Raw genomic sequence first — 1823 nt, 5'->3', positions numbered from 1 at the left:
GCCCGGAGCGTGCGGCGTGGGCGCCGGTCACCGGGCGGCCGCGCCGGGCCGCGCAGCGGCCTGAGCGCCGCCGCCCGTTGATCCCAAACAGCCCAATTCGGCAGTGAACTCGGTCCCGCACAGCATGCGCGTGAAGTGCAATCTCTGAGCAGGCTGATCACAGGACTATGTGCCTGATGTCATGCCCCAGGCGGTTAAGTTGATGAGAGTCAAGAATATTTGCCACAATTGATTTACTTCGTGCAACCCTTCTAAGCAATATGCAAGCTAGTAGGACCTGGCCACTGTCGGCGAGAATTCTAGCCTTGTAAGGATCGACAAGGTGATTCGGGCGATGCTTAATGGCGTTGTATTCATTCCAAAAGATATCGGCCCACTTCTGGATGTCGCCAACCCATTCAGCAAAATGCTCTCCCGCTTGCCTTGCCACCGCAAGAGATTGAGGGCGCTCTCGACTCCAGCGCGCGGTGCGCGCATGAGCAGCGGTCCAGTACTCGATACCTGCTGCGATATCCATCATCTGAACTTCTGGCGATATTTTACCGGTGCGAAAAGCTCGCGTAGCCGGGATCACCGACCGTGAGTGCCTTTTGCTGATGTTGATCCATCGGCGAAGACCTTCTATCCCTCCGACGTGGGACAAGCTAAAGAGAGGGGTTTCCGTCATTGATTTCGGGGCGACGGAACTCGGCGGTCGGAACATCAAGGCATGGTTCCAGAACTCTGGATTGCGATCACCCGTGCCCTTGACCGTAAAAGCTTGCCCTCCGTCCGCGGCCACTAGACCCTGATGTGCAAGATTGATGAGGTTCTGCAGGTGAAATATTGGACCGATTAGCTCGTGGATATCTTTGCCGCGACTAGAGCTACATGTCACCTTGAGGGGTGCATATACGGTTTTCCGGCTTTCTGAGCCGGAAACTTCCCAGTGGGTTCCCAATTCTAGAGTCAGTGCCCGGCTTAGCTGTATTCTCGCGGGCGGAGAGGACTCGACTTTCATAGACATACCTTTGTAGCGATTGTCCTCCCCGATCTCTCTTGCGATCTGCAGTGCAGATACTCCCGCCCAGTTCGTTACGTCAGGAAAGAAAGCTGAAATGCTTGTCACTTTTGGAGTATCGATCAGTCTTGGGTCGATGCCAAATATCAGCGTTTGACCTCGATAGCGATGCACCGATGCTTTGGTTCCTCCAATGTTAAAGGATGAACCAAAGCCGACCATGTTCGTGATTAAGATCCCTGCATGCTGGGTCCGCCCCTTTATCCATTCCGGAATTCTGCGATTCGATGTAGAGAATCCGGAGAGTAGATCTTCTTCAAGGGTATCGATCCGAAGAAATCCGTCTTCAGCTAGCTGTATGTATCCTCGCTGGCTTTCTTTTTTTAGATCCTTGCGTTCTATGATCGGGTGAAAAAATCCGATGCAGCCGCCGAGGACATCATCAATACTTGACGTCATTGTCCATGCACCTGCTTGCTTCGTCCAGGGATCACCTTATGGACTTCAATGAGCGCAAGGTCCCAGGGAAATATGCTTGCCATTTTTCCGCCTGCGCCCGGAGGGTGTGGCTCGAATTGGCCGGGGCGAGTAAGATATGTATTCCTTCTACACGGAGATCTTCAACGCTGCGCCGGAAGGCGGTGCGGCCTGCTAGTGCGGTGTTGACGAAGGGGAGAACTACTATGGGGATGCCTAGGCCAGGGGCTTCGGCAAGGATGCCTAGGGCATAGGTGTCGCTGATGCCTGCGGCCCATTTGTTGATGGTGTTGTAGGTGGCGGGGGCGACGATGATGGCGTCAGCCTTCGGGGAGCGGGGCTCGCC

2 protein-coding genes are annotated in these 1823 nt (G+C 54.7%); both read right to left on the bottom strand.

The annotated features are described in order from the left end of the window. Positions 1 to 157: 157 nt before the first annotated feature. Positions 158 to 1459 carry an ApeA N-terminal domain 1-containing protein gene (locus ABZ914_RS50865; RefSeq protein ID WP_500201753.1) on the bottom strand — a complete coding sequence of 434 codons (1302 nt, stop codon included), beginning with the start codon at positions 1457 to 1459 and terminating at the stop codon, positions 158 to 160. A gap of 31 nt (positions 1460 to 1490) precedes the next feature. Next, a partial coding sequence (locus tag ABZ914_RS50860; RefSeq protein ID WP_500201752.1) for a flavoprotein occupies positions 1491 to 1823 on the bottom strand: 333 nt, incomplete at its 5' end.

This window comes from Spirillospora sp. NPDC046719 (assembly GCF_040645715.1).
GTDB lineage: Bacteria > Actinomycetota > Actinomycetes > Streptosporangiales > Streptosporangiaceae > Spirillospora.
Note: the sequence above shows the minus strand (reverse complement) of the source record. Positions and strands in the feature narration are given on the sequence as shown.

What these genes read in the sequence shown, in the direction of transcription:
- ABZ914_RS50865 (WP_500201753.1), bottom strand. Translation starts at nt 1,459, where the DNA reads ATGACGTCAAGTATTGATGATGTCCTCGGCGGCTGCATCGGATTTTTT.